16 protein-coding genes and 1 tRNA gene are annotated in these 22,544 nt (G+C 64.4%); 5 read left to right on the top strand and 12 right to left on the bottom strand.

Features of this window, described 5'->3' with window-relative positions; genetic code table 11:
* The first annotated feature begins 9 nt into the window (after positions 1–9).
* Positions 10–930 carry a UTP--glucose-1-phosphate uridylyltransferase GalU gene (gene galU / locus ACSQ27_RS00285; RefSeq protein WP_436153485.1) on the top strand — a complete coding sequence of 307 codons (921 nt, stop codon included), beginning with the start codon at positions 10–12 and terminating at the stop codon, positions 928–930.
* A gap of 27 nt (positions 931–957) precedes the next feature.
* Here the strand turns inward: galU and ACSQ27_RS00280 are convergent, their stop codons facing one another.
* The 3 genes from ACSQ27_RS00280 to cysM all read right to left on the bottom strand — a co-directional run bounded on the left by ACSQ27_RS00280 (position 958) and on the right by cysM (position 2,928).
* Positions 958–1,185: a sulfurtransferase TusA family protein gene (locus tag ACSQ27_RS00280; RefSeq protein ID WP_092130867.1), complete on the bottom strand. Its 228-nt coding sequence runs from the start codon at positions 1,183–1,185 to the stop codon at positions 958–960.
* Positions 1,186–1,392: 207 nt separating this feature from the next.
* The gene (locus ACSQ27_RS00275; RefSeq protein WP_436153484.1) at positions 1,393–1,926 is read right to left on the bottom strand and encodes an NUDIX hydrolase; all 534 of its coding nucleotides are present in this window, start codon (positions 1,924–1,926) and stop codon (positions 1,393–1,395) included.
* A 99-nt stretch (positions 1,927–2,025) separates the two neighbouring features.
* Positions 2,026–2,928 (bottom strand): cysteine synthase CysM, encoded by a 903-nt coding sequence (gene cysM / locus ACSQ27_RS00270; RefSeq protein WP_436153483.1) that lies wholly within the window; start codon positions 2,926–2,928, stop codon positions 2,026–2,028.
* Positions 2,929–2,967: 39 nt separating this feature from the next.
* Here cysM and ACSQ27_RS00265 point away from each other — a divergent pair.
* A tRNA-Leu gene (locus ACSQ27_RS00265) sits at positions 2,968–3,052 on the top strand.
* 436 nt (positions 3,053–3,488) lie between these two features.
* On the top strand, positions 3,489–4,433 hold the full coding sequence (locus tag ACSQ27_RS00260) for a S1C family serine protease (RefSeq protein WP_436153482.1): 945 nt from the start codon (positions 3,489–3,491) through the stop codon (positions 4,431–4,433).
* 5 nt (positions 4,434–4,438) lie between these two features.
* On the opposite strand, the gene ACSQ27_RS00255 is transcribed toward ACSQ27_RS00260, so the two are convergent.
* The 4 genes from ACSQ27_RS00255 to ACSQ27_RS00240 form a co-directional block, all read right to left on the bottom strand.
* Positions 4,439–6,067 (bottom strand): methyl-accepting chemotaxis protein, encoded by a 1,629-nt coding sequence (locus ACSQ27_RS00255; RefSeq protein WP_436153481.1) that lies wholly within the window; start codon positions 6,065–6,067, stop codon positions 4,439–4,441.
* Between the two features lie 864 nt (positions 6,068–6,931).
* Positions 6,932–8,626: a ShlB/FhaC/HecB family hemolysin secretion/activation protein gene (locus tag ACSQ27_RS00250; protein ID WP_436153480.1), complete on the bottom strand. Its 1,695-nt coding sequence runs from the start codon at positions 8,624–8,626 to the stop codon at positions 6,932–6,934.
* A gap of 27 nt (positions 8,627–8,653) precedes the next feature.
* Entirely contained in the window at positions 8,654–14,581 is a 5,928-nt protein-coding gene (locus ACSQ27_RS00245; protein ID WP_436153479.1) for a YDG domain-containing protein, read from the bottom strand.
* 344 nt (positions 14,582–14,925) lie between these two features.
* Positions 14,926–15,852, bottom strand: coding sequence for an NAD-dependent epimerase/dehydratase family protein (locus tag ACSQ27_RS00240; protein WP_436153478.1), 927 nt, complete (start codon positions 15,850–15,852; stop codon positions 14,926–14,928).
* Between the two features lie 61 nt (positions 15,853–15,913).
* Between ACSQ27_RS00240 and ACSQ27_RS00235 the strand changes: the two genes are divergently transcribed.
* Both ACSQ27_RS00235 and ACSQ27_RS00230 read left to right on the top strand, forming a co-directional pair.
* A complete protein-coding gene (locus ACSQ27_RS00235) occupies positions 15,914–16,966 on the top strand; it encodes a CDP-6-deoxy-delta-3,4-glucoseen reductase (RefSeq protein ID WP_436153477.1) in 1,053 nt (350 codons plus the stop codon).
* 231 nt (positions 16,967–17,197) lie between these two features.
* Positions 17,198–18,136 carry a Bug family tripartite tricarboxylate transporter substrate binding protein gene (locus tag ACSQ27_RS00230; RefSeq protein ID WP_436155371.1) on the top strand — a complete coding sequence of 313 codons (939 nt, stop codon included), beginning with the start codon at positions 17,198–17,200 and terminating at the stop codon, positions 18,134–18,136.
* 78 nt (positions 18,137–18,214) lie between these two features.
* Here ACSQ27_RS00230 and ACSQ27_RS00225 read toward each other — a convergent pair whose 3' ends face one another.
* The 5 genes from ACSQ27_RS00225 to ACSQ27_RS00205 form a co-directional block, all read right to left on the bottom strand.
* Positions 18,215–18,601, bottom strand: a complete 387-nt coding sequence (locus ACSQ27_RS00225) for a DUF2845 domain-containing protein (RefSeq protein ID WP_436153476.1) — start codon at positions 18,599–18,601, stop codon at positions 18,215–18,217.
* A 167-nt stretch (positions 18,602–18,768) separates the two neighbouring features.
* Complete coding sequence (locus ACSQ27_RS00220) at positions 18,769–19,488, bottom strand: ABC transporter ATP-binding protein (protein WP_436153475.1); 720 nt, start codon at positions 19,486–19,488, stop codon at positions 18,769–18,771.
* 14 nt (positions 19,489–19,502) lie between these two features.
* Positions 19,503–20,270, bottom strand: a complete 768-nt coding sequence (locus tag ACSQ27_RS00215; RefSeq protein WP_436153474.1) for an ABC transporter ATP-binding protein — start codon at positions 20,268–20,270, stop codon at positions 19,503–19,505.
* A gap of 11 nt (positions 20,271–20,281) precedes the next feature.
* Positions 20,282–21,400, bottom strand: a complete 1,119-nt coding sequence (locus ACSQ27_RS00210; RefSeq protein ID WP_436153473.1) for an ABC transporter permease subunit — start codon at positions 21,398–21,400, stop codon at positions 20,282–20,284.
* Between the two features lie 33 nt (positions 21,401–21,433).
* On the bottom strand, positions 21,434–22,363 hold the full coding sequence (locus ACSQ27_RS00205) for a branched-chain amino acid ABC transporter permease (protein ID WP_436153472.1): 930 nt from the start codon (positions 22,361–22,363) through the stop codon (positions 21,434–21,436).
* Positions 22,364–22,544: the final 181 nt, after the last annotated feature.

Genomic DNA, 22,544 nt, shown 5'->3' with positions numbered 1-22,544 from the left:
TCAAAGTCGATGCAAAAATTTACATTACACAAAGCAGTGTTCCCGGTGGCCGGTCTCGGCACCCGGTTTCTACCGGCCACCAAGGCCCAGCCCAAGGAAATGCTCCCCGTTGTCGACAAGCCCTTGATCCAGTACGCGGTCGAAGAGGCTTACGCGGCAGGCATCCGTCACATGATTTTTGTGACAGGACGCAATAAACGGGCCATAGAAGACCACTTTGATACTGCTTACGAGCTTGAGAACGAGCTCGAGGTAGCCCAAAAGCACAAGCTTCTGGAGCTGGTGCGCTCCGTCCAGCCCGATGACATGAATTTTTCGTATGTGCGCCAGCCCCGCTCCCTGGGCCTGGGCCATGCGGTGCTCTGCGCCGAACACCTGGTCGGCCAGGAGGCTTTTGCCGTGCTGCTGGCCGACGACCTGATGGTCGGCCCCCAGGGCGGGAAATCCGTGCTGGGCCAGATGGCCGAGCAGTTCAAGGAAGTGCAGCAGTCCATCCTGGCGGTGCAGGAAGTGCCGCAGGACCAGACCCGCCGCTACGGCATCGTCGCCACCGATGGTGCGGCCAGCAAAGGCCTGATGAAAGTGAAAAAAATCGTCGAAAAGCCCGCGCCCGAAGTGGCTCCGTCACGCATGGGCGTTGCCGGCCGATACATCCTGACGCCGGCCATTTTTGAGCACATCCGCAGCCAGAAGGCCGGCGTGGGCGGTGAGCTGCAGCTCACCGACGGCATTTCAAGCCTGCTGGACAAAGAGACCGTTTATGCCTTTCAGTACGAGGGCAAACGCTATGACTGCGGCAGCAAGGAAGGTTTTCTGGAAGCCACCGTCGAGCTGGCGCTGCAGCACCCCGAGGTGGGCGTGCACTTCCGCAATTACCTCGACAACCTGCAGATCGGCTGGTCGGGCCGGGAACGCCGCAAGCAGGCTTGACGCCTGGCGGCTTGGTGGTCAAGCGGCTTAGCGCCGTTTGAGCACGTGGATAAAGTCGCTGCCGGCGACCTGCTGCTCGACAAGCTCATTGCCCGTCTGCTTGGCAAAAGCCTGGAAGTCGCGGGTCGAGCCCGAATCGGTAGACACCACACGCAGCAACTGGCCGCTCAGCATTTCCGTCAGCGCCTTTTTGGCTTTCAGGATGGGCAGCGGGCAGTTAAGGCCGCGGGTGTCGAGTTCTTTGTCGATGTTCATGAAAATCCTTGGGTTGCCGCTATTTTAAGCAAAGCGTAAAGGCCCTTTAACGGGCTTTACCCGAGGCCGCGGCCTGCCCGCCTCTTTGGAGCTTCTCACAAAACCCAGCGAAGCGGTCCTGGCTAGGCGCGACGCCGCAGACAGTGCACCAGCACGGCAAGGCGGCTGCAACAACGCCAGGAGGGTTTTTGAGTGGCTCTATTCGCTCTACTCAGTGCGCTTGGCCCACTCCACAAACTCCGGCTCATGGCCCCGCGTGCGCAACCAGTCGGCCAGCGCATAGCCGGTGCCCGCGGGCCAGCATTTGAGCTTGTCCAGATCATAGAGCCGGTAATCCACCAGCTCGGGCGACAGGCTGACCTCCCCCGTGCAGACCGCGTGGTAGGCGATGATGATCTGGTTCATGCGCTGGAAGTCGTAGACGCCTATCAGGTCCAGCGAGGAAGTTTCCAGATTGGTTTCTTCCTTGATTTCCCGCTCTATGCCGCCTTGCGGCGTTTCGCCCGCCTCCATAAAACCCGTGATCAGCGCATACATCTTGCCCGGCCAGGCCGCGTTGCGCGCCAGCAGCACCTGGCCGTGGTATTCAATCACCGCGGCCAGCACCGGCGTCGGGTTGTTCCAGTGGGTGAAACCGCAGGCCGGGCAGCGCAGCCGCGCCTTTTCGCCGCCGTCCTCCATCTGCGACACCATGGCCAGCGGCGTCGCGCAGTTCGGGCAAAACCGGAATTCATGGGTCATGGTGGAGATCGGAATAAAAAAGAAGGGAAAAGAAAGAAAGCGCGCCTGCCGCCAGGCTTTAACAGCTTCGAACGCTCATCGGACGGGTGCAGACAGCCATCAAGCCGGAAACACGCCGGTCGACAGGTAACGGTCGCCCCGGTCGCAGACTACAAACACGATGACCGCGTTTTGCACGGTCTTGGCGATCTCCTGTGCCACCCACAGGGCGCCCGCAGCCGAGATTCCGGCGAAGATGCCTTCCTCGCGCGCCATGCGCCGGCACATGTCCTCGGCGTCGGCCTGGCTCACCAGCACCAGCTCGTCGACCTGGCGCGGGTCATAGATCTTGGGCAGGTATTCCTGCGGCCATTTGCGGATTCCGGGGATGCGCGAACCCTCGCTCGGCTGGGCGCCAATCACCTTGATGGCCGGGTTTTTCTCTTTGAGGTAGCGCGAAACCCCGGTAATCGTGCCGGTTGTACCCATGGCACTGACAAAATGTGTCACTTTGCCTGACGTATCTGTCCATATTTCGGGCCCCGTCGTCTCGTAATGGATGCGCGGATTGTCGGCATTCGCGAACTGGTCCAGCACCCGGCCCTTGCCCTCTTTCTGCATCTGGTCGGCCAGGTCGCGCGAGTATTCGATGCCCGCGCTTTTGGGCGTCAGGATCAGTTCAGCACCAAAGGCCTTCATGGTCTGAGCCCGCTCGATGCTCAGGTCCTCCGGCATGATCAAAACCATCTTGTAGCCCTTGATCGCCGCCGCCATGGCCAGGGCAATACCCGTATTGCCCGAAGTGGCTTCGATCAAGGTGTCGCCGGGTTTGATGTCACCGCGCTCCTCGGCGCGCTTGATCATCGAGAGCGCCGGCCTGTCCTTGACCGAGCCGGCCGGGTTGTTGCCTTCAAGCTTGCCGAGGATCACATTGCCCCGTGCGGCGTTCTCAGCGGCGTGGATGCGTTGCAACGCGACCAGAGGCGTTTTGCCAATCGCGTCTTCAAGGGTGGGATAGTTCATGACCACACTGTGCCATAATTTGAGGCTTCGCTCATTCCAGCCCGGGTGGTGAAATTGGTAGACGCAGGGGACTCAAAATCCCCCGCCGAAAGGCGTGCCGGTTCGATTCCGGCCCCGGGCACCATGGCTCTTCTTTAGCCATGGAGAACATCACGCTACACCGCTTGGCGTGCCGCGAAATGGCGTTCACCAATCCCTCTTGAATGCTTCGCGATTGCGCCAAGTGATCAGCCATGGAAACCCATCCTGCGCATCAACATCCACGTTTCAATGACCGAGCAAACTGGCAAAGCTTTATTGCCTGATTGAATACAGGTCTCTCCCATATCTCGCCGTACTCGTCCGGTCGGCTTTGACCCTGCTGCTTGCAACACCATTTAATAAAGCGCATTCTTCCAACGCGGCCGGCCCATTTTCTTTCTGTGCCCTGCCCCTCGCCGCGTCTGGAGTCCGTCATGTGCAGCCTGCATTTGCGTCATTGGCTCTGTCTCCTCCTCTCAAGCACTTTGCTGCTGGGCGCGGCCCACGCGGCTACACCACCGCCGCCGCCTGCACAGGCCATGATGGACGCGCTGAACCGGGCCACGACGTCGGTGGTCGGCGTCAAGGTCATGGCGACGGAAGATGCGCGCTCGGCCGAGACGCTGGGCTTGCGGCGTGCCGGTTCGGGTGTGCTGATCAGCCAGGACGGCTTGATCCTGACCATCGGCTACCTGATGCTGGAGGCCGAGCAGATCGAGATCGTCACCCAGGACAACAGGACGCTCCCGGCGCGCGCCGTGGCCTACGACCTGGCCACCGGCTTCGGGCTGGTGCGCCCGCTGCTGCCGCTGCGCAATGTGGCGGTGGCGGTGCTGGGCAGCAGCCGGGACCTGCAGCCGGGCGAGCCGCTGATGGCCGTGACCGGCCCGCAGCCGGACGAGGACGGCGACGTGAGCATGACGCGGCTGGTCAGCCGGCGCGCGTTCTCGGGCAGCTGGGAATACCACATTGAATCGGCACTGTTCACCAGCCCGCCGGTACTGGCGAGCGGCGGCAACCACAGCGGGGCGCCGCTCTTCAACCAGCGCGGCGAACTGATGGGCATAGGCTCGCTGTTCGTGTCGGACGCGACGGGCGAAAACCGCCGGCTGCCGGGCAATATGTTTGTGCCGGTGGATTTGCTGCGCCCCATCCTCACGGAGCTGCAGCGCGCGGGTTACAGCGCCAAGAGCCGCAGGCCCTGGCTGGGCATCACCTCCAACGACCAGGGCGGGCGCATCCAGATCCTGCGCGTGAGCAAGGAAAGCCCGGCGGACCTGGCCGGGTTGTCGGCGGGTGACGTGGTGCTGGCGGTGGACGATGCGAAGGTCGCGACGCTGGAGGCCTTTTACAAAAAGCTCTGGGACCACACCGCGCCGGACGCGGAAATCCGCCTCACGGTGCTGCAGGGCGCCGAGATCAAGACCATCGTGCTGCGCGGCCAGGACCGCATGCTGACGCTGAAAAAACCGCCGGGTATCTGAACGAACTACGCGGGGACGGGCGCCGTGCGGTGCAGGTCCTTGCCTATCGCCTGGAAATGAAGCGTGGCGGATGGCGCGGCTTCGGGCTCCGCGTCGAGCTTGAACTCATCGACTGCGGCCTGCAGCTGCAGCGTCTGCTCGGCTAGCGAAGCCGCGGCCGTGGAGGCCTGCTCGACCAGCGCGGCGTTTTGCTGGGTCGCCTTGTCCATCAGCACCATGGCCTGGTTCACATGCGCTATGCCGTTGCTTTGCTCGACCGAAGCGGCGGATATCTGCTCGAGCAGGCCGCTCACGCGCTTGACGGCCTGCACGATGTCCTGCATGGTGCGGCCGGCCTGGCCGACCAGCTCGGAGCCGTTCTCGACATGCGCCACGGAGTCGGCGATCAGCGCCTTGATTTCGCGCGCGGCTTCGGCGCTGCGCTGGGCGAGGCCGCGCACTTCGCTGGCCACCACGGCAAAACCGCGGCCCTGCTCGCCGGCGCGCGCGGCTTCGACGGCTGCATTGAGCGCCAGGATGTTGGTCTGGAAGGCGATGCCTTCGATGACGGCGATGATGTCGACGATCTTTTTGGAACTGCCGCTGATGGCCGCCATGGTGTCGACCACCTGGGCCACCACCGCGCCGCCTTGTTCCGCGGTGCCGGAGGCGGTGGCCGCCAGCCCGCTGGCCGAACGCGCATGCTCGGCGTTGAGCCTGACGGTGGAGGTCAGCTCTTCCATGCTGGAGACGGTTTCTTCCAGCGAAGCGGCCTGCTCCTCGGTGCGCCGCGACAGGTCGGCATTGCCGGCGGCGATGTCGCCGGAGGCCAGGGTGATGGAATCCGTCGAGGCCTTGATGCGGCTGACCAGGTCGGTCAGCGTGTCTTCCATATCGCCGAGCGCGCCCAGCAGGCGGCCGAAATCGCCACCGCGTTCGGTGGCGAACTCCTGGCTCAAGTCGCCGGCGGCCACGGTTTCGGCGATGTAGATGGCTTCATTGAGCGGCTGCGCGATGCCGCGGCCCAGCCGCCAGGCCACGACCACGCCCACCAGCAGCGCGGCCAGCGCCAGGCCCAGCATCCAGCGCTGCGCCGACGCGATGCCGCTTGCGACAGCTTCGCCGCCGGCCCTGGCCTGCCGCGCCTGCAGCTGGGCCAGCGCGGCCAGTTCCTGCTGCAGCCGCTCCAGTGCGGGCCCGGCCTCGCCCGTCCAGGCGCGGGAGGCGCCGTCGCGGTCACCCGCTTCGAATTGCCTGGCCGTTTTGGCCAGCGCCTGCGCATGGGCGGCCTGCGCACTGCGCACGCCGGCGAGCAAGGTTTTTTCTTCGGCCGGCGGGGCGCCGGTCTCCAGCACCGCAAGTGCGTCCGCCATGTTCTTGTCGCCGACCGCCAGCTGCCGCCGCGCAGCGGCCGCCTGCGCCGGATCGCCCGAGAGGGACAGCTCCAGGGTGGCGCGCGCAGTGGCCTGTGATGAAGCGGCCAATGCCGCCACGGCACCGGCGCGGAACCAGGCGTCGCCGCTCACATCGCGGCTGAAAGCGCCGGCGCCGGCCAGCTGGCCCAGGCCCACGGCGAGCAGGCCGCCGGTCAGCAGCAATACCAGGCCAAAACCCGCGCCCAGCCGCGTGCTGACCTTCAAATTGTCCAGTTGCATGGTGTTGTCTCCTGCAAGCCGCTTCCGTCTGAAGGCGCGGGAGAGGCCAAGCTCATGCACGGTATCAAGAAAAGTTCGGGCGCTTGTGCCCGAACAAGACGCGAAACAGGGCTTTATTCATTGAATTGACAGGGATTGGTGGCCGGGTCTTGCGCCGGCGGGCGCACTCTTCTGGCCTCTTATCTCCTCGGTTCTCTTGCTGAGGGCGGCTGGCCGGGGATTGCCCGGCAGCAAGTAACTTTCTTTTGCTTCGCCAAAAGAAAGTCACCAAAGAAAAGGCGACCCGCAGTCTGGGTCCCTGCGCTTCGCTACGGGCAACCTGCGGTGCTCGACTACGGCGGGGTCTCGCGCAAACTCGCCTGCGGCTCAAACAAGCGCGATCCCTGATCCGCCTACGTCTGCGCTCCTCGGCCCAGCCAGGACGGGGCAATCGGGATCGGAAGCGGGAACAGAAGACAGAAATACAAAGAACAAACCAATACAAACAAGGACTCGCCACGGCGAGTCCTTGTTTCTTCAGGTATTCGGTATTGATATTCCTGTCCCCACCCTTGTGGATGCGCCGAGGAGCGCAGGTTCAGGCGGATCAGGGATCGCGTTGTCTGAGCGAAGCGCAGCGTAGCGAGTTTAGCGAGACCCCGCCTGGACCGAGCACCGCAGGTTGCCCGTAGCGAAGCGGAGGGACGCAGCAACCAGGGTCGCCTTTTTTTGCTTACTTTTTTTGGCGAAGCAAAAAAAGTGAGTCGCATGCCGGGCGATCCCGGCCAACCACCCTTAGCAGAGAGAACAGGAGCACAAAGGCCGGAGCAAAACCGACCAGCAAGCCTAAGCAAAAAGCAGCGGCGCTCATAAGGACAAAGAACATCAGAACCTGTAAGCGACTTCTGTCCACATGCGTGTGCTGTCTGTCGCCCTGACCAGCTCGGGCGCAGGCCCCAGCGGCGAGGCTAGGTAAGCCCGGGCCCGCCACTGGCTGAACCCGGTCCAGTCAAGCCCGACCCCGGCGCCGCTGAAGCTCGCGCTGTTGGCGCCGGCCGCCCAGGGACGCTGGTTGACCTTCAGGTAGGCGCCGTCCCAGAATGCCAGCGCCTGGAGTTTCCCGCCGCCGACCGGCCCCAGGTCGTAGCGCAGTTCCACGCTTGCGCGGTAGCCGGCATCGCCCGACAGCGCGCTCACGTCGTAGGCGCGCACGGAGTAAGGCCCGCCCACGGACATTTTTTGCGAGGAATCGAGGTTGCCGCCCGCCCATTGGCCGGCCCATGAAAAATGCAGCGTGCCCTTGTCTCCCCAGCGCTGAAGCCGGGTGAAATTCAGGTTGGTCTTTGAGAACCAGCCTTCCGTTCTGGCGCTGGCCGCGTCCGCCAGCTGGGCCTGCGCGACATCAAAGCCCACGCGGCCGCGGGTCCATGCCAGGCTCCAGGTGTTGATGCCGCCGGAAATCAGCGTGTCGCGCCAATCCCCGCTCAGGCTTGAAACCCAGCTGCCCAGATGCCGGTCCGTCTTCATGCCCGCCATGTCGATGCGCTCACGCAACTGCAGGTTGTCGTACTGGACCTGGCCGTAGACATTGACCGCCTGGCTTCGCACCAGCGGATGCCTGCCCCACAGGCTTTCGGTTTCGGCGGAACCATGCGCGCCCAGCTCCTGCAGGGAGCCGCCGATCTTGTAGTTCAGCATGGAATAGGCGGCGCCGCCGCGCGTGCCCTGCCCGTTCAACAGGGATTCGTAGCTCACGCGCCCATAGTTCAGCCCGGTACCGGAACTCAAGCCGCTCACGCCCAGGACATCGCCACGCCGCAGGGGGTTGTTGAAATACACCGTGCCGCCGAGCCGGGCCCTTCCGGTGTAGCTGTTGCCGTAGCCGTCCAGCATCAGGTTTCCGGAGGCCGCCGGGCCGGGCGTGGCCTGGATGACCAGGTCGGAGCTTCCCAGCCCTTCGCCGGGCCTCAAGGTCGCCTGCACCATCACGCCGGGGATGTCCGACATCAGCAACAAGGACTTGTCGAGCAAGGCCTGCTCGACCGGCTTCCCGCCTTGCAGCGGTGCCGCCGTCGCCTGCAGCAGCAGGTCGTTCACGCGGGTGTGGTTGTCGATGCCGACCTTGCCGTAACGCGCCTCTATCACCAGAAAGCGCACCACGCCCGACTGGATCACCTGCGCGGGCACCACGGCCCGCGCGAAGCTTTGGCCCCGGCCGCGGTAGTACCTGCTGATGCGCGTCGCCATTTCATCGAGCTGGTCCAGCGTGAGTGTTTTGCCTTCCGCATCGGCCACCAGTCCGTGCAGGGTGTCCGTCTCGACCAGGGTGTTGCCGAGGATCTGGATCGATTTGACGTCTACCGACACCGCGGGACGCACGGGGGGCGCCGGGGCATTTTCCTGGTTGTTGAAGGTCGGCCCTTGCCCTTCCCCGCGCGGCGGCGCGAAGGGCTGGGACGGCTGGACCTGCTGCAGGATGGTGCCGATATCAACCGGCAGCGGATCAGCCGCCCGGGCCGTCAAAAAGGGCGCGGCGGCCAGCAGCAGTGCCGCGTGCTTTCGGGATGCGAGGCATTTCATGGGAACACTTCCGTGGGGCGAGCGGTTTTATTTTTTTGCGGCGAGCACACCGCTTCGCAGCTGCACGCCGCCGTCAACGATGTGCAGGCTCGGGTCTTTTCTTCCTGTGGCAAGGGGTACTTCTTTCACCACTTCGTCGGACCGGCCGGAAAGCTCCAGCGCTTCTCCACCCGACGATGCATCGGTGCTTGCGCTGTGGGTGACGCGCAGGATGGACGAGGCCTCGGTCGAGTTGGCGTTGGCGCTGGATTTGGATGTGGAGCGCTCCGTATCCAGGGCCTGTTGCATGGCAGAACGAATACTGTCCTCGGCCGATCCCAGCGCGGACGCCGCTGCCGGCACTGAGGCGGGTACAGGAGGCACAGGCGCGATGGGCAAGGGCGTGATGGCGGCCGTCAGCCCGGTGGGCTGCACCACCGCGTAATTGCCGGCATCGACACCGCCCAGGGTAAAGCCGGTCACGGTCACGGCCTTGCCGTTGCCCACATTCGCGTCGGCAAAAGCACCGCTGCCGCTGCCGCCGCCGACACTGACCACGTCGCCGCCCAGGGCCGCCACGGCGGCGGTGCCGCCCAGGGTGGCAGCGGTCGTGCCGTCAAAGACCTTGTCCCGGGCGCTCACGCCGGTCACGGCCAGAGTGGCCTGGGTGATGTTGGCCGTGACGCCGCTGGGCTGCGCGATGACGTAGTTGCCGGCATCGGCGCCGCCCAGCGTGTAGCCGGTGACGGTCACGGCCTTGCCGTTGCCTGCGTTCTTGTCGGCGAAGCTGCCGCTGCCGACACCTGCCACGCTCACCACATCGCCGCCCAGGGCCGTGACACCGGCCGTACCGTTCAGCGTCGCCGCGGTCGTGGTGTCGTACACCTTGTTGTTGGCGCCCACACCGGTGACAGCCAGGCTGGCAGGCGTGATGTTGGCCGTGACGCCGGTGGGCTGCGCAATGACATAGTTGCCGGCATCGGCACCGCTCAGTGTGTAGCCGGTGACGGTCACGGCTTTGCCATTGCCCACGTTCTTGTTCGCGAAATTGCCGCTGCCGGTGCCACCTACAGTGACGGTATCGCCACCCAGTGCCGTGACCGCCGCTGTTCCGCTCAGCGTGGCGGTGGCCGTGGTGTCATAGACCTTGTTGTTTGCGCTCACACCGCTGACAGTCAAGCTGGCCGGCGTGATGTTGGCCGTCAGGCCCGTGGGCTGCACCACGGTGTAATTGCCGGCATCGGCGCCGCCCAAGGTGTAGCCGGTGACTGTCACGGCCTTGCCGTTGCCCACATTCTTGTCGGCGAAGGTGCCGCTGCCGCCGCCAACCGTCACCACGTCGCCGCCCAGGGCGGCAACGCCGGCCGTCCCATTGAGCGTGGCGGTAGTGGTGGTGTCATACACCTTGTTGTTGGCGCCCACACCCGTGACCGTCAGGCTGGCGGGGGTGATGTTTGCGGTCACTGCCGCGGGTTGCACCACGGTGTAGTTGCCGGCATCGGCACCACTCAGGGTATAGCCGGTGACGGTCACTGTCTTGCCGTTGCCCACGTTTTTGTTGGCGAAGCTGCCGCTGCCGGTGCCGCCCAAGGTCACGGTATCGCCAGCCAGGGCCGTAACGGCTGCTGTTCCGTTGAGCGTGGCCGTAGTGGTGGTGTCGTAGACCTTGTTGTTCGCGCCTACGCCGGTAACAGCCAGGCTGGCCGGCGTGATGTTGGCCGTCACCGCTGCAGGTTGCACCACGGTGTAGTTACCGGCATCGGCACCGCTTAGCGTGTAGCCGGTGACGGTCACGGTCTTGCCGTTGCCCACGTTTTTGTCGGCGAAAGTGCCGCTGCCCGTGCCAGCCACAGTCACCGCATCGCCACCCAAAGCCGCAACACCGGCCGTGCCATTGAGCGTCGCCGCGGTGGTGGTGTCGTAGACCTTGTTGTTGGCCCCCACACCGGTGACAGCCAGGCTGGCAGGTGTGATGTTGGCGGTCACCGCCGTTGGTTGCACCACGGTGTAATTTCCGGCATCGGCGCCGCTCAGCGTGTAGCCGGTGACGGTCACGGCTTTTCCATTGCCAACGTTTTTGTTGTTGAAATTACCGCTGCCGGTACCGCCCACCGTCACGGTATCGCCAGCCAGGGCCACCACGGCCGCCGTGCCGCCGAGGGTGGCGGTGGTGGTGGCGTCATACACCTTGTTGTTGGCGCTCACACCCGTGACCGTGAGGCTGGCGGGGGTGATGTTTGCCGTCACCGCCGTGGGTTGAACCACGGTGTAGTTACCGGCATCGGCACCGCTTAGCGTGTAGCCGGTGACGGTCACGGCCTTGCCGTTGCCTACGTTTTTGTTATTGAAATTGCCGCTGCCGGTCCCGCCAACCGTCACCGCATCGCCGGCCAAAGCCGTCACGCTGGCCGTGCCATTAAGCGTGGCGGTGGTGGTGGTGTCATAGACCTTGTTGTTTGCCCCCACTCCCGTCACCGCAAGGCTGGCCGGTGTGATGTTGGCCGTCACCGCCGTGGGTTGCACCACGGTGTAGTTGCTGGCGTCAGCGCCGACCAGTGTGTAGCCGGTGACTGTCACGGTCTTGCCGCTGCCTACGTTTTTGTTGGCGAAGCTGCCGCTGCCGGTGCCAGCCACAGTCACCGCATCACCCCCCAGGGCAGCAACACTGGCCGTGCCATTGAGCGTTGCCGTGGTGGTGGTGTCATACACCTTGTTGTTTGCGCCCACGCCGGTCACAGCCAGGCTGGCCGGCGTGATGTTGGCCGTAAAACCTGTGGGTTGCACCACGGTGTAGTTGCCGGCATCGGCGCCGCCCAGCGTGTAGCCGGTCACGGTAACCACCTTGCCGTTGCCCACGTTCTTGTCTGCAAACCGGCCGATGCCCGTGCCGGCCACGTTCACCGTGTCACCGGCGAAAGCTGCAACGCTGGCCGTGCCGTTGATGGTGGCGGCGTCGCTGGCGTTGTACACCTTGTTCTGGATCGTCACACCGCCAACGACAAGGCTGGCCGGCGTGATGTTCGCGGCCAAGCCCGTGGGCTGCACGATGACATAGTTGCCGGCATCGGCGCCGCTCAGCGTGTAGCCGGTGACGGTCACGGCCTTGCCGTTGCCCACGTTCTTGTCGGCGAAAGCCCCGCTGCCGCTGCCGGCCACGCTCACCGTGTCGCCGGCGATGGCCGTGACGCTGGCCGTGCCGTTGAGGGTGGCGGTGGTGGTGGCGTCATACACCTTGTTGCCCGCACTCACGCCGGTAACCGTCAGGCTGGCGGGATTCACTGTCAGCGTGCCGTTGACAATGGTGATGTCATAGCCTTGCTGGTTCGAATACAGGCCGGAACCCGTCACCGTGTAGCTGCCGGCATTGACCGCTCCCTGGGCGGTTCCGCCGAAACTGATGCTCCCCGACAAGCTGCCGCAGGCCACGTTGGAGCAACTGATGCCGGTTCCCCCATTCCAGGACAGCTTGTCGTAGGTCTTGCTGGCATTGCCAACGGTGACCGTGGTGGCCTTCATCAGTGATTTGAGCAGGGGACGGCTGTTCCCTTCATAAAGCCGCCAGACGTTGGTGAGATCCCAGTTCGGGTTGACGTTGCCGTTGGCGGCTGTGGCTGAGTTGAAGTTGGCCTGTTGCTGCATCTGGGCCGTGGTCATGCCGGTGCCGCCGCCCGCGCTGGTGGCCTGGCCGGTCGTGGTGCTATCCCAGAAGCTGCCGCTGATCGTTCCGGCCGTCTGGCTCCCCACCAACCCGCCCACACTGCCGGCCGTACCGGTCACCTGCCCGGCGGCATAACTGTTGCTCAGGACACCACCGCTATTGCTCATATCCCCCACCAAGCCCCCCGTCTTGGTGGTGCCGGTGACGGCTCCAGTGGCATAGCTGTTGCTGATGCTGCCGCCGCTGCCGCTCCACAACCCCACCAGGCCGCCGTTGGTGTCGCCGGAACCATTGACGGTGGCGCTTGAATAGCTGCTGCTGATGGCGCCGGTATGGAGCATGTAGCCAACGAGTCCACCGGAATACTGGCCGCCGGATACGCTGCCGGCGGCATAACTGTTGGTGATGTCCCCCTGGTTGTACCCCGCCAGCCCGCCGGTAAACACCGAGCCACTCACCACGCCTGTCGCGTAGCTGTGGTCAATTTTTGAGCTGCCGCCGGTTCCCCCCACCAACCCGCCGGTATCGGCTCCTCCGGTCACGGCAGTGCTGGCGTAGCTGTTGCTGATAATGCCGTCGTTCCATCCCGCCAGCGGACCGGTATCGCTATTGGAGCTCCTGACCGAACCGCCCACCAGTCCCACATTGCGGATGATGCTGGCCGAAGATGTGGAGCCGAACAGGCCGGTGAACCGCGTCGTCCGGTCTATGCTGAGGCCGGTGATGGTGTGGCCCAGGCCGTCAAAAGTGCCGTAAAAACAGTTGGGGGTGCAGCCGCTGTTGCCGGTTCCGATCGGTGCGAATCCCGCGCCGCCGTTCCAGGCGCTGGTGGGCGCGGCATCGATGTCGGCCCCCAGCACATAACGCCCGCCGAGGTTGCCGCTGATGCCCTGCAGATCGGTGGTGGTGGTGCTGCCTGCCGCGCCCAGGTCGGTGATGACGGTGTATGCGAGGGTGGCGCCGGTGCTGCCTCGTTTGGTGCTGAAGTTGTTGCCTGCCGGCAGGTTGACCTTGGCGCCGTTGTTGACGTTGTAAGAGCTGCCGGCGCCGCTTGTCGTGCCCTGGCCATATTCCAGTGCCAGCTTGCCCGTGCCCGAGGCATTGAGGTTGGCGTTGATGTTGATGTTGTTCTGCGCGTTGAGCGTCAGCTGGTTGGCGCTCCAGCTCACCGCATCGTTGACGTTGACGTCGCCTGCCGTGCCCGTGTTCCCGCTGCTGCTCTGGATGACGACGTTGCCCGCACCCAGGTTGGCACTCAGGGTCGCGCCCGTGATGTTCCCACCCGAGGCTGCGATATTGAAGTCGACCGGGTCGATCAGCCAGGTGCCGCTGTTGCCGGCGGGGGCCGCCGTGGAAATCCGCGCGCCGTCGGCAATGTTCACCTGCGCGCCCGAGGTTTCCACGAAACCGCCGTTGCCGCCATTCGGCGCCGAGGCGTCCAGCGTGCCGGCGACATTGGCGGTGCCGGCGGCCATGCCGCCGAGCAGGATGATGGTGCCGTTGCGGTTTTCGACCGTGCGCGCCTGGATCACTCCGCTGTTGTTGACCACGCTGGCCAGCAGGGAGTCCCGGGCGCCGGCGCTCAAGAGCACCTGCCCGCCGTCGGCCACGATGAGCCCGCCGTTGGCGGCCAGGCTGTTGAGGACGCTCTGGTCCACCACGACCTTGAGCAACTGGTTGTCCTGCATGGTCAAGGTGGCGGCGCTGCCCGCCCCCAGCGCCACGCTGCCCGACGGGGCGCTGATGCTGCCCTGGTTGCTGACGCTGTTGCCGATCAAGGCGACATAGCCACCCGGGGCGGCATGGATCGTTCCCAGGTTGACGACGCTGCCTGCGCCGGCGCCGCTGAAGCTGCGCTGGCTGCTGTTCAGGTCCGCATCCTTGATGTCCAGCGTGGACGCCACCAGCCCGCCCACATTGACCTGGGCGCCGGCGCCGAACAGCACGCCGTTGGGGTTGATCAGGTAGACCTGCCCGTTGGCATTGAGCTGGCCCAGGATCTGGCTGCCATGGGTGTCGAGAATGCGGTTGACCGCGATCGCGCTGGCCGAGGGCTGCACGAAGTTGACGCTTTCCTGCGCGCCGACGTTGAAGCTCTTCCAGTTCAGGGAAGCGTTCTGGCTGGACTGGGTGATGGTGGTGGCCGCGCCGTTCCGGGAAATGCTGGCCGCCCCCGCGGTGACCTGGCCGTCCACCGGGCCGGCCTGGGCCGTTGCCGCGCCGAGCAGCAACACGGCGGTGACCGGTTTGCGCGCGGCCCATCCGCCTCCCACGCCACCGGCGATCCAACTCAATCCATCGACGATTCGCCGGGCCAAAACATGCGGCGGCTTGTCAATGCTTGTTACAAACCCTTCAGCCTGGCGCAGGCTGTCCCTCGAACTTTTTTTGTGCATTTTTCACACTCCGCAAGACCCTTTTTGCCAGCCGGTTGCTGGAGGGGGCCTCTCGGGCTGATGGTATGCAGAAAGGAATCGCAGCAGGTCAGGTCAAAAAAAGTTCTTTTAGCGGCTAGTAGAAACGTGCTCCAGGTAGAGGTTCGAAGTTGCAAATAGTTACTTCTTTTGTAACAGTATTCGAAGAAATAGGCGTTGTAAAAAACAGACAATCAGGGCGACGAATTTAGCGGCGAGGGGCCTCGCGCGCGCCTGTCCGGCTTTTTTCAGTGATCGCGCAGGCCGATTTCCACCGTCGGGTAACGCAGGCGAAGCCGCAATTCCCGCTTCAACCGGGTGTTGTCGAGCCGGCGCGATTCGCTCATGAAGCTCAGCAGCACCGGGGGCAGTTGCTCGTGGGCGCTGCCGCGTGCCAGGCGCGGCGGCCGCGGCAGGCCGTAAAGATCGGCCGCCAGGTCGAAGTAATCGCCCATCTTGAGTTCGGTGTCGTCGCTGGCATGGCTCACCCGTTGCGGCTTGCCGCGCCACAGCGCCGCAAGGCAGGCGCCGGCCAGATCGTCGGCGTGGATGTGGTTGGTGTAGACGTCGTCTTCCGCGCGCAGTACCGGCGTGCCCTTGAGCAGCCGGCCGCGCGGCGTGCCGCCTTCGCGGTCAGGCGCGTAAATGCCGGGGATGCGCAGCAGGTGCACGCGGGTGCCGGTGGCGCGGCCGAACAGCCGCACATGCGCCTCGGCATGCACGCGGCGCTGGGCGCGCGGCGTGTGGGGACTCAAAGGCCGGGTTTCGCGCACCCATTCGCCGCCGCAGTCGCCATAGACGCCGCTGGTGGAGGCGTAGACCAGGGAGCGCGGCAGGCTGCGCAGCCGCAGGGCGCGCAGCAGGGCCAAGGTGCGCGGGTCGCCGCGCCCGTCGGGGTTTTCATTGGGGGGCGGCGCCAGGTGCAGCACCCGGGTGGCCAGGCCGGCCAGGCGACGCAGCGAGGCGCCGTCGTCCAGGTTGCCCTGCAGCGGCGTGATGCGACGGGCCCGCAATTCGGGCACACGCGCCGGCGAAGACGTGAGCGCCATGAGCCTGGCGTTGCGCGGCAGCTGCCGGGCGGCGCGCAAGCCCACGTCGCCGCAACCGACGACCAGAATCCGCTCGCGGCGGAAACGGAAAGGCAGAGCGCCTAGGGGATTCAGGTTTGAGGGCAAAATTGGGGGGTTGCCGGGAAAACCGGCCGAGTCGAGAACAGATACCGCAAGGATACCGAATATGAGCTTTAACGTGACCGTGCAGCCCAGCGGCAGGACATTCGTGGCCGAGGTGGATGAACCCCTGCTGGCAGCCGCCATACGCCAGGGCATAGGCCTGCCCTATGGCTGCAAGGACGGCGCCTGCGGCTCCTGCAAGTCCAAAAAGCTGGAAGGCAGCGTCCTCCATGGCGCGCACCAGGTCAAGGCACTGTCACCCGAGGAAGAAGCGAACGGCTTCATCCTGACCTGCAGCGCCAGGGCGACGAGCGATCTCGTCCTCGAGTCACGCCACGTCACGGACGAAAGCGCCTTCCCGGTCAAGAAGATGCCGGTGCGCATCAACAGCATGGCCAAGGCCTCGCACGACGTGATGGTGGTGCGCCTGCAGCTGCCGGCCAGCGACGTCTTCAAGTACCACGCCGGCCAGTACGTGGAATTTTTGCTGCGCGACGGCGACCGCCGCGCTTATTCCATGGGCAACGCGCCGCACACCCAGGCTGAAAACCCGGGCGTGGAACTGCACATCCGCCACATGCCGGGCGGCAAATTCACCGAGCACGTGTTCGGCCCGATGAAGGAAAAGGAAATCCTGCGCATCGAGGGCCCCTTCGGCAGCTTCTACCTGCGCGAAGACAGCGACAAGCCCATGGTGCTGCTGGCCTCGGGCACCGGTTTTGCGCCCATCAAGGCGCTGATCGAGCACCTGCAGTTCAAAGGCAGCACGCGCCCGGCTGTGCTCTACTGGGGCGGCCGCCGGCCGGTCGACCTGTACATGGACGAATGGGTCAAGGCCAAGGCGGCGGAAATGCCGAATCTGCGCTACATACCGGTTATTTCGAATGCCCTGCCCGAGGACAACTGGACCGGCCGCACCGGCTTTGTCCACAAGGCGGTGCTGGAGGATTTTTCCGACCTGTCGGGCCACCAGGTGTATGCTTGCGGCGCGCCCATCGTGGTGGATTCGGCCCAGGCCGCCTACATTGCGGCCGGCCTGCCGGAAGACGAGTTTTACGCCGACTCTTTTGTGACCGAAAAAGAAAAAGCCCAGGCCACCGTGCCCGCGGAGACCTGAAACCTGAACTTGGAATCAGGCGGGCACATGCCCCGACAAACAAGAAGAATAAAGAAGAAGAACAAGAAACGCCCCGGCTGATGCATCAGCCGGGGCTTTTTTATGCGCGCGGGGATGTAGGAACAGCAGAATCCCGCGGCAAGGCGCAACAATTTTTTGCAACAATAGGGCATGAACATTCGTCCTCTCACCCTTCCCTCCCTGCTGGGCAAAAGCCTGGCGGTATTTTTCATGGCCGGCGCGGCCCTGTCGCCCACCCCGGTGCTGGCCCAGGCCAAAGTCATGCGCATCATCGTGCCGTATGCGGCCGGCGGCCCCATCGATGCGACGGCCCGCCTGATGGCCGAGCGCGTGAAAGACTCGCTGGGCACCGTGATCATTGAAAACAAGCCGGGCGGCGGCGGCAACATCGGCGTCGACGCGATCGCCAAGGCCCAGCCCGACGGGCTCACGGTCGGCATTTCGGCGGTGGCCACGCATGCCATCAACCCCTGGCTTTACAGCAAGATGCCTTACAACGCGTCCACCGATTTCGCGCCCATCACGCAGATGGTGCGTGTGCCCAATGTGCTGGTGATGAACGCCGACACCGCGCGGCGCCTGAATATCAACACGCTGGCCGACCTGATCAAGTACGCCAAGGCCAACCCGGCCAAGCTCAACTACGCCAGCGGCGGCAACGGCAGCGCGGGCCACCTGGCCGGCGAGATGTTCAAGGCACGCGCCGGCATCTTCGCGCTGCACATTCCCTACAACGGCGGCAACCCGGCGCAGCTGGCGCTGCTCAGCGGCCAGGTCGACTACAACTTCGACAACCTCGCCACCGCCTCGGCCAACATCAAGGCCGGCAAGCTCAAGGCCCTGGCGGTCACGACGGCCCAGCGCAGCGCCATGCTGCCCGACGTGCCGGCGGTCGCCGAGACGCTCAAAGGCTTCGAGATCGACACCTGGTGGGGCCTGGTGGCGCCCGCGGGCACGCCGAAAGACGTGGTGGCCAAACTCAACCATGCCTTTGTCGCCGCGCTGAACTCCCCCGAAGCCAAAACCCGCTTCGCCACGCTGATGGCCGAGCCCGTGGGCAGCACGCCCGAACAGTTCGGCGCCTTCATGAAGAGCGAACTCGCCAAGTATGAAAAAGTAGTGAAAGCCTCCGGCGCCAAGGTGGACTGAACCACGGCTGGAGCGGTCCGGCGCCCATAAAAAAAGGCCGGCTCCCACAAGGGGCCGGCCTTTTTTCTTTTTATTTGCTCAGCGGGTTACGCGGTCGCCGTAGCGGATGCTTTTGAGAGAACCGCCTTCAAACAGCAACATGGTCATGAACTGCCCGTAGCCGGGGTTGTAAGTCCATTCTTCGACCTGCTGGCAGGTGTTGACCGTGACGTTGGTGCTGGTGCCGGAAGTGGCGGGCACCGTCGGCGTGGTGACGGGCGCGCCGGCCGTCGTTTCCTGCACGGGTTTGCAGAAGCTGTCTTTCATGACGGGCTCGCCGCATTTTTGCAGGATGGTGCCCTTGGAATTGCCGATCTGCGCGAGATCGCCTTTGCAGCGCAGCGACTGGGCGGAGGCGCTCGTGAACAGGGACGAGGCCAGGAAGGCCAGGATCACGGTGGCGCCGCGGACAAGGTTTGTACTCATTTTTCGGCTTCCCAGGGTTCGGTCAGGATGCGCACGCCGCGCACCCTTCGAACTTTATGCGCAAAGATTTGACGCGGCAAGGCATTTATGGCCCTGGGCCGGTTCACCGGTGTTACCCCCGGATGCGCATCCCGCGGCGCCGTCCGGCGCGCGGGACGGCCCCTGGCTTACTCGCCGAGGTAGGCGGCGCGCACGCGCGGGTCGCTGAGCAGCTGTTTGGCGTCGCCGTTCATGGTGACGTTGCCCGACTCCATGACATAACCGCGGTTGGCGATGCCCAGCGCGCGGCTGGCGTTCTGCTCGACCAGCAACACCGTCACACCACGCGAGGAAACGTCTTTCACGACCTCAAAGATCTTGTCGACCATGATGGGCGACAGGCCCATGGAGGGCTCGTCGAGCAGCAGCACCTTGGGACGGCTCATCAGCGCGCGGCCCATGGCCAGCATCTGCTGTTCGCCGCCGGACATGGTGCCGGCCAGCTGGTCCTTGCGCTCACGCAGGCGCGGGAACAGCACGAACATCTTTTCAATGTCTTCGACGATGCCGGCCTTGTCGCTGCGGATATAGGCGCCCATCTGCAGGTTCTCGGTGATGGTCATGCGGGTGAACACGCCGCGGCCTTCCGGCACCATGGCCAGGCCTTCCTTGACCAGGTCCCAGGCGCCGCGGCCCTTGATGCTCTTGCCGAGGTATTCGATGTCGCCGTCCAGCATCGGCAGGGTGCCGGTGATGGCCTTCATGGTGGTGGTCTTGCCGGCGCCGTTGGAGCCGATCAGCGTGACCAGTTCGCCGTCGTGGACTTCGAAGTCCACGCCTTTGACCGCCTGGATGCCGCCGTAGGCGACCTTCAGGCCGGTCACTTTGAGGAGTGTGTTTGCTGCCATGTTCTTGCTTTCCTTCAATGACCTGTGCCCAGATAGGCGGTGATCACTTTTTCGTCTTTTTGCACGTCGGCGGGTGCGCCTTCGGCGATCTGCTTGCCGTAGTCGAGCACCGTGACGCGGTCGCACAGGCCCATGACCAGCTTGACGTCATGCTCGATCAGCAGGATGGTGCGGTTGTCCTTGCGGATGCGGTCTATCAGTTCGCGCAGCTGCACTTTTTCGGTGGCGTTCATGCCGGCCGCCGGTTCGTCGAGCGCAATCAGCTGCGGGTCGGTGGCCAGGGCCCGGGCGATTTCCAGGCGGCGCTGGTCGCCGTAGCTCAGGGTGCGGGCCTTGAAGTCGGCGTATTTTCCGATACCCACGTAGTCGAGCAGTTCCTGCGAACGCTTGGCGATGGCGGCCTCTTCTTGCTTGAAGCCCGGCGTGCGGAACACCGCGCCTATCAGGCCGGACTTGGTGCGGATGTGACGGCCAACCATCACGTTCTCGAGCGCCGTCATGTCGGCGAAGAGTCGGATGTTCTGGAAGGTGCGGGCAATGCCGGCCTTGGCCACTTCATGCACGGCCGTGGGCTTGTAGGCCTTGCCGGCGAGCTCGAAGGTGCCGCTGTCGGGCGTGTACAGGCCGGTCAGCACATTGAAAAAGGTGGTTTTGCCGGCGCCGTTGGGGCCGATCAGGCCGTAGACCTGGCCGCGTTCGATGTGGATGCCGACATCGCTCAGGGCCTGCAAACCGCCGAAGCGCTTGGAGACACCGGAGACTTTAAGAATGGTTTCGCTCATGTCCATTCTCCTTAGGGATTGATTGACTGAATAGGATCTGGACCGACGGGCTTGTTCAACGACTTGCCGTGTTCCGCGGACGGCCACAGGCCGCGCGGACGCATCAGCATGATGGTGATCATGGCCAGCGCGATCAGCAATTGGCGCAGGATGGCGGAGTCCAGGCGGCCATCGGTCATGGCCTGCAGCGGGCCGGCGACGTGGCGCAGCACTTCAGGCAGCGCGGCCAGCAGCAAGGCTCCCAGGATGACGCCGGGCAAGTGGCCGATGCCGCCCAGCACCACCATGGCGACGATCATGACGGACTCCATCAGGCTGAAGGATTCGGGAGAAACAAAGCCCTGGAAAGCAGCAAACATCGAGCCGGACACGCCGCCGAAGGTGGCGCCCATGCCGAAAGCCAGCAGCTTCAGGTTGCGGGTGTTGATGCCCATGGCCTTGGCGGCGACCTCGTCTTCGCGGATCGCCATCCAGGCGCGGCCGGTACGGGAGTTCTCAAGGCGGTGGCAGATGACGACCGAGACGATCACCAGCACCAGGAACAGGTAGTAGTACATGGACACCGAGTTGACCTCGAAGCCGAAGAACTCATGCGGCTTGCCCAGATCGAAGCCGAAGAACTTCATCGAGTCGATCTGGTTGATGCCCTTGGGCCCGTTGGTCAGGTTGATGGGGCGGTCCAGGTTGTTCAGGAACACCCGGATGATTTCACCAAAGCCCAGCGTCACGATGGCCAGGTAGTCGCCGCGCAGCTTGAGCGTCGGGGCGCCGAGCACCACACCGAAAAAGCCGGCGAGCGCCGCGGCGGCCGGGATGATGGCCCAGATCGGCAAATGCAGGCCGTTCGGGAACTGTGCTGCGATCCAGGGGAAGGCCTCGGCCAGGTGGGGCGAGCCCAGCAGCGCGAACAGGTAGGCGCCGACGGCGAAGAAGGCGACATAGCCCAGGTCCAGCAGGCCGGCGTAGCCGACGACGATGTTCAGGCCAAGGGCCAGCAGCACATACAGCAGCGCCATGTCGACGATGCGCACCCAGGCGTTGCCGCCCTGCTGCAGGATCAGGGGCAGCACCAGCAGTGCCGCCGCGACGACCAGGAAGGTCACCAGTTTTTTGGATTGTGTGGAATTCATCAATATTCTCCTTGTGTACCGGATGGACGGGCCTTACGCCCGGTCCGCCACACGCTCACCCAGCAAGCCCGAGGGTCGCAGCGTGAGGACAAAAATCAGCACGATAAAGGCGAAGATGTCGGAGTACTGGCTGCCCAGCACGCCGCCCGTCAACGGCCCGATATAGCCCGCCCCGATCGATTCGATCAGGCCCAGCAGGATGCCGCCCAGCACCGCACCGCCCAGGTTGCCGATGCCGCCGAACACGGCCGCCGTGAAGGCTTTGAGGCCGGGCAGGAAGCCCATGGTGTGTTGCACCGTGCCGTAGTTGGAGGCGTACATCACGCCGGCCAGCGCCGCCAGGACGGCGCCGATGATGAAGGTGGCCGAAATGACGGTGTCGGGCTTGACACCCATCAGCGCCGCCACGCGCGGGTTCTCGGCGGTGGCCCGCATGGCGCGGCCCAGCTTGGTGTAATGCACCAGCCACATCAGCACGGAGAGGGAGACGGCGGTGGCGCCCAGGATGAAGAGCTGGGTCACCGTGATGACGGCGCCGCCGACCTGGAAGGGCTCGCTCGGCAGCAGGGTGGGATAGGGCTTGTAGTTGGGCTTCCAGATGATCATGGCCAGCGTCTGCAGCAGCAGCGACATGCCGATGGCGGTGATCAGCGGCGCCAGCTTGGGGGAGTTTCGCAGCGGCCGGTAGGCGATTTTTTCGATCGCGAAATTGAGGGCGCCGCAAACGACGAAGGCGATCAGCAGCGATATCAGCAAAATCAGCCAGCCCGGCGTGCCCGGCATGGCGCTCTGCATCAGGCCGATGATGGTCCAGCTGGTGAGCGCGCCCACCATCAGTACCTCGCCATGCGCGAAATTGATCAGGTTGATGATGCCGTACACCATCGTGTAGCCCAGGGCGATCAGGGCATACATGCTGCCCAGCACCAGACCGTTGATGATCTGCTGTAGCAATACTTCCATAACTCACTCTCCCGTCCGATTGATTGAAATTGCCAACTCCGCCTGGCGGCCGCCCTACACCGGGATCACCGGCGGCTGGCACGAGTTAACAAAAAGCCCGCCCATCAAAGCCGGTTGGCTGGTGAAGATGGCGAGCTAATTCGCAAATTGTAGCCAAGCGCCTCAAGCGAGAATCGAGCCA

It is taken from the genome of Polaromonas sp. LjRoot131 (genome assembly GCF_964252805.1).
Taxonomy (GTDB): Bacteria; Pseudomonadota; Gammaproteobacteria; order Burkholderiales; family Burkholderiaceae_C; genus Polaromonas.
The sequence above is the reverse complement of the archived record's forward strand: the minus strand, read 5'-3'. Positions and strand labels throughout refer to the sequence as shown.

Bases quoted from the DNA above. Each gene is read 5' to 3' on its own strand.
- galU (WP_436153485.1), top strand. From the start codon at position 10: ATGCAAAAATTTACATTACACAAAGCAGTGTTCCCGGTGGCCGGTCTC.
- ACSQ27_RS00280 (WP_092130867.1), bottom strand. From the start codon at position 1,185: ATGAACATCGACAAAGAACTCGACACCCGCGGCCTTAACTGCCCGCTG.
- ACSQ27_RS00275 (WP_436153484.1), bottom strand. From the start codon at position 1,926: ATGACCCATGAATTCCGGTTTTGCCCGAACTGCGCGACGCCGCTGGCC.
- cysM (WP_436153483.1), bottom strand. From the start codon at position 2,928: ATGAACTATCCCACCCTTGAAGACGCGATTGGCAAAACGCCTCTGGTC.
- ACSQ27_RS00260 (WP_436153482.1), top strand. From the start codon at position 3,489: ATGATGGACGCGCTGAACCGGGCCACGACGTCGGTGGTCGGCGTCAAG.
- ACSQ27_RS00255 (WP_436153481.1), bottom strand. From the start codon at position 6,067: ATGCAACTGGACAATTTGAAGGTCAGCACGCGGCTGGGCGCGGGTTTT.
- ACSQ27_RS00250 (WP_436153480.1), bottom strand. From the start codon at position 8,626: ATGAAATGCCTCGCATCCCGAAAGCACGCGGCACTGCTGCTGGCCGCC.
- ACSQ27_RS00235 (WP_436153477.1), top strand. From the start codon at position 15,914: ATGAGCTTTAACGTGACCGTGCAGCCCAGCGGCAGGACATTCGTGGCC.
- ACSQ27_RS00230 (WP_436155371.1), top strand. From the start codon at position 17,198: ATGGCCGGCGCGGCCCTGTCGCCCACCCCGGTGCTGGCCCAGGCCAAA.
- ACSQ27_RS00225 (WP_436153476.1), bottom strand. From the start codon at position 18,601: ATGAGTACAAACCTTGTCCGCGGCGCCACCGTGATCCTGGCCTTCCTG.
- ACSQ27_RS00220 (WP_436153475.1), bottom strand. From the start codon at position 19,488: ATGGCAGCAAACACACTCCTCAAAGTGACCGGCCTGAAGGTCGCCTAC.
- ACSQ27_RS00215 (WP_436153474.1), bottom strand. From the start codon at position 20,270: ATGAGCGAAACCATTCTTAAAGTCTCCGGTGTCTCCAAGCGCTTCGGC.
- ACSQ27_RS00210 (WP_436153473.1), bottom strand. From the start codon at position 21,400: ATGAATTCCACACAATCCAAAAAACTGGTGACCTTCCTGGTCGTCGCG.
- ACSQ27_RS00205 (WP_436153472.1), bottom strand. From the start codon at position 22,363: ATGGAAGTATTGCTACAGCAGATCATCAACGGTCTGGTGCTGGGCAGC.